This is a genomic window from Corallococcus sp. AB049A, assembly GCF_003668885.1.
GTDB classification, from domain to species: Bacteria; Myxococcota; Myxococcia; order Myxococcales; family Myxococcaceae; genus Corallococcus; species Corallococcus interemptor.
The window spans coordinates 1-3915 of the sequence record NZ_RAWL01000613.1 but is presented as its reverse complement, the minus strand read 5'-3'; the positions used below and the strand labels follow the sequence as shown (position 1 = coordinate 3915).

Sequence of the window (3915 nt, the reverse complement as noted above, 5' to 3'; positions counted from 1 at the left end):
GCCCCCTGGCCCACACCATCTTCCGGGGCGGCACCGGCGCGAGCGACGCCGTGGCGAAGCTGCCCACCGTGGCGGTGGAGGAGAACAAGTCCAGCAAGCTCATCAACACCATCCAGCAGCGCGAGCGCGAGCTCACCCTGGAGCGCGCCCGGGGCGGCGCCGCGCCGGAGCTCGCCCGCATGCAGGCGGAGCTGCGCTCCTTGCGCGGCCGCGTGAAGGACCCAACGCTCAAGGAAGCGGAGAAGGGCGACAGCCCCCTCATGGTGCTCACCGTGCACCGCGCCCTGCGGCTCGTGTCGGAGCTGGAAGGGGAGCAGACCTTCGAGCGGCTCGTGGTGGACGAGGCCGGGATGGTGACGCGCGCGGCGACGGCGTTGCTGGCCCCGCTGGCCCGGCACGTGACGCTCGCGGGAGACCCCAAGCAGATTGGCCCCGTGAGCCGCGCGGCGGAGGGCGCGGGCAAGGGCACCCAGACGTGGCTTCGCGCCAGCGCCCTGTCCCACCTGGAAGACGCGGTGAAGGACGCGGAGCGCCCGGACGTGCTGCTCCTGCGCACGCAGCACCGCATGCACCCGGACATCGCGAAGGTGGTCAGCCACTTCTGCTACGGCGGCGCGCTGGAGGACGGCGACCTCGTGAAGGACCGGGCCCAGAAGCCCCCGCCCGTGCCCGCCTTCCCGTCACGCGCCATGTGGCTGGTGCTGGACGGCCTGAGCCGAGACACGCGCCGCCTCACCCATGGCCGGGGCGAGACAGGCTCCGGCTACCAGCGCGAGCTGTCCGCGGAGCTCGCCGTGACGCTGGCGCGCCAGGCCGTGCGCCTGGGCCTCACCGTGCTGTGCGTGACGCCCTACCGCGCGCAGGCGGCGCTCCTGCGCAAGCTGGGCAACGCGGCGGGGCTGCGCCACGACATGTTCAGCGCCTCCACCATCCACCGCCAGCAGGGCACCCAGTACGACGTGGTGATGGTGGACACGGTGGCCGGAGGCCGGCCCTTCCCGCCGCACACGCTGGTGCCCATCCTCAACGTCGCCGCCAGCCGCGCGAAGGAATACCTGCTGGTGCTCGCCTCGCGCGCGGAGGCCCGCGCCTCACCCGTGCCCGCGCGGTTCCTGTCGCTGCTCCCCCGCGTGCGCGTCCACGCCGGCACGCCGCCGAGGCTGGAGCTTCTGGCCACCACGCCGCGTCCGCCTCCGCCGCCCCCGCCGCCGCTGGTGCCCGTGGGCCTGGGCGGCGAAATCGCGGGCGGCAGGGACACCGGGCCGCTCTTCACCCAGGAGCAGGTCTCCCTCTTCGAGCGGCGCTTCGACGACGGCCACCACCTGGTGCGCGGCGTGGCCGGCAGCGGCAAGACGTACGTGCTGGCGCACTGGGCCGCGCGCTACCTGCTGGAGAACCCGCGCGCCCGGGTGCTGGTGTCCTTCTACAACCGCTCGCTCGCGCCGCTCGTGGAGAAGCTGCTCCTGGAGGCGCTCACCGTGCGCGCCCCCCCGGAGCAGGTGCGTCCGCTGCGGGCCCAGGTGACGGTGAAGCACGTGGGCGCGCTCCGGCGCCTGGAGCCGCACGCCTTCGACGCCGTCTTCGTGGACGAGGCGCAGGACATGGACGCCAGGGGCCTGGCGTCGCTGCACGCGCTGGTGCGCCCGCGCGTGGACGCGGACGGCCGCGAGTCCCGCTGCTTCCAGCTGTTCATGGACGACTCGCAGAACGTCTATGGCCAGGTGCCCATCGACAGCCTGAAGGAGCAGCTACCCGAAGGGCTGTCCTTCCGGGGCCGCACCCGCGTGCTCAAGGAGACCTTCCGCGCCACGCGCGACATCCTGGACGTGGCCTTCAACGTCGTGCTGGACCCGCTGCGCCAGCACCGCGTCACCGACCCCGGCATGCGCGAATACATGAAGGCCGGGGAGCTGGCCCGCGAGCGGCTCCTGTGGCTGCCGGAGGAGACGCTGGAGGGCCTCTACCGCGTGCAGTCCACCGAGCGCGGCGGCGTGCTGCCCCAGGTGAAGGACTTCGCCTCCAGCGCCAGCGAAGCGCGCTGGGTGGCCAAGGAGATTGCCCGGCTGGTGCGCGAGGAGGGCGTCCACCCGGGCGACATCCTGGTGGTGGCCCCCGTCATGCCCGCGTCGTTCACGGACGCGCTGCGCAAGGCGGGCGTGCCCGCGGAGGCCTACGGCGGCAAGGGCGGACGGGACGTGACGGACTTCCGGGTGAGCGGCGTGGACCACGTGCGCGCCACCACGGTGTTCTCCTGCAAGGGCCACGAGTGCCCCGTCGTCTTCTTCGCCGGACTGGAGGCCCTGGACTCCATCGAGGCGTGGATGGCGGGAGCGCGCCAGCGCAACGACCGCGAGAACGAACGCATCCGCCGCGCGATGTTCTACGTGGGGGCCACCCGCGCGATGAAGCGCCAGTACCTCACCGGCGTGCGTGGGGGCCGCTTCCTCCGGGTGGCCGCGTCCTACGTGGAGACGCTGGCGGGCCACCGCCCGGCGCCCTGAAACATCCAGGGCGCGGGACTTGTTACATCCGCCAGCCGGTGACGCCCGCGCTCTTGCCGAACGCCGGCTGCGCGTAGACCTCACGGAAGCGCGCGCGCAGCAGGTCGAACGTCTGCTGAAGGTCCGGCGCCGCGGCGCGCGCGTCCGGCAGCTGTCCGCCCATCCGCGCGAAGCAGCGGCTCATGGCGCCATCCAGCCACTGCGTCACGGACGCGGTGTCCTGGTCCTGCAGCCGCTCGAACACGGACAGCGCCCGCTCCAGCGTCTCGCCGACCAGCTCCGTGGAGTCGACCGCGCTCCCTGCGCAAAGCTTCGCGGCCCGAACCTCCAGGGCCGGACGATGCTTGCGAACAAACTCCCCGAAGGCATGCAGATTCACGGTGACCATTCTTAACCCTTCGCCCCCATGCTGTCAGAACGCTGGACGCGAAAATCCTTGGCCACCAGACACCGTGCAGCGTGACGCTGGAAAAGGGTGGTGGGATGAATCATGTATCACTCTCCGTCCTGGCAAGCGAGCCACCGGGGGCGCGGCGTATTGCCCGTGGGTCGGGTGTGCCACCGGGTGGGCACGGGCAGACCCAGGGCGTCCCCGGTGTTGTCCGGCGCGTTTCTGGGGAAGGCAGGAGACATGCGGCGCACGGTGGAGCTGACAGAGCTGGGCGGGAACGACGAAGGCCCCCGCGTCCTCTTGTTGCCGGGACTGGGCGCCCGTGGATCGGGCTTTCGTGAGCTTGCCCTCCAGCTGACAGACGCAGCGCGTCCCGTGCTGGTCGAGTACCCGGAAGGCGAGCACGCGGCCCGTGGCGCGCGGGCGCTGGCGGAGCAGGTGCTGCGCGTCACGGGGAACGTGGACGCGGTGGTGGCCAGCTCCTTTGGCGGCATGGTGGCGGCGCACCTGGCCGCGGGCGGGGCGACGCGCGGCGTCGCGTTCCTGGGAGCCTTCACGCGCACCGAGCACGTGGGGCCTCGCGGGAGGCTCATCGCGATGATGGGGCCCATCGCCGTGCTGGGGCGTCCCGGACGCGTCGCGGCATCGCTGGCGGCGTGGCGGCCGGTGCCGGCGGATCAGGTGGCGGACGTGGTGCCCACCACGGCGCTGGAGCGCCTGACGACGCTGCGGCGCGCGTTCGCCATCCACACGGAGCCGCCCCCGCCGGACCTGCGCCCGCTGAAGGTGTCCTGCGTGTGCATCCAGGGGGACCGCGACGTGCTGGTGCCGCCGTCGTCACTCTCGCGGCTGGCCGCGTCGCTGCCGGAGGGCACGCCGCTTCACGTGCTGCGCGGTGCGGGCCACGTTCCCTATTTCTCACATCCGGAGGAATGCGCGCGGCTGCTCACACCGTGGCTCCAGGCGCTCGCGCCCGCGGGGCTCGCGGCGCTGACGGCCCGGGAGCTGGGGCGGGACGAAGGC

3 protein-coding genes are annotated in these 3915 nt (G+C 72.8%); 2 read left to right on the top strand and 1 reads right to left on the bottom strand.

From position 1 onward, the window contains the following. The coding region (locus D7X55_RS37130; protein WP_121725502.1) for an AAA domain-containing protein at positions 1–2501 on the top strand (2501 nt) is incomplete at its 5' end. A 22-nt stretch (positions 2502–2523) separates the two neighbouring features. On the opposite strand, the gene D7X55_RS37125 is transcribed toward D7X55_RS37130, so the two are convergent. Then, positions 2524–2889, bottom strand: coding sequence for a hypothetical protein (locus D7X55_RS37125; protein ID WP_120546236.1), 366 nt, complete (start codon positions 2887–2889; stop codon positions 2524–2526). A 243-nt stretch (positions 2890–3132) separates the two neighbouring features. Here D7X55_RS37125 and D7X55_RS37120 point away from each other — a divergent pair. Continuing rightward, a partial coding sequence (locus D7X55_RS37120; RefSeq protein WP_147470368.1) for an alpha/beta fold hydrolase occupies positions 3133–3915 on the top strand: 783 nt, incomplete at its 3' end.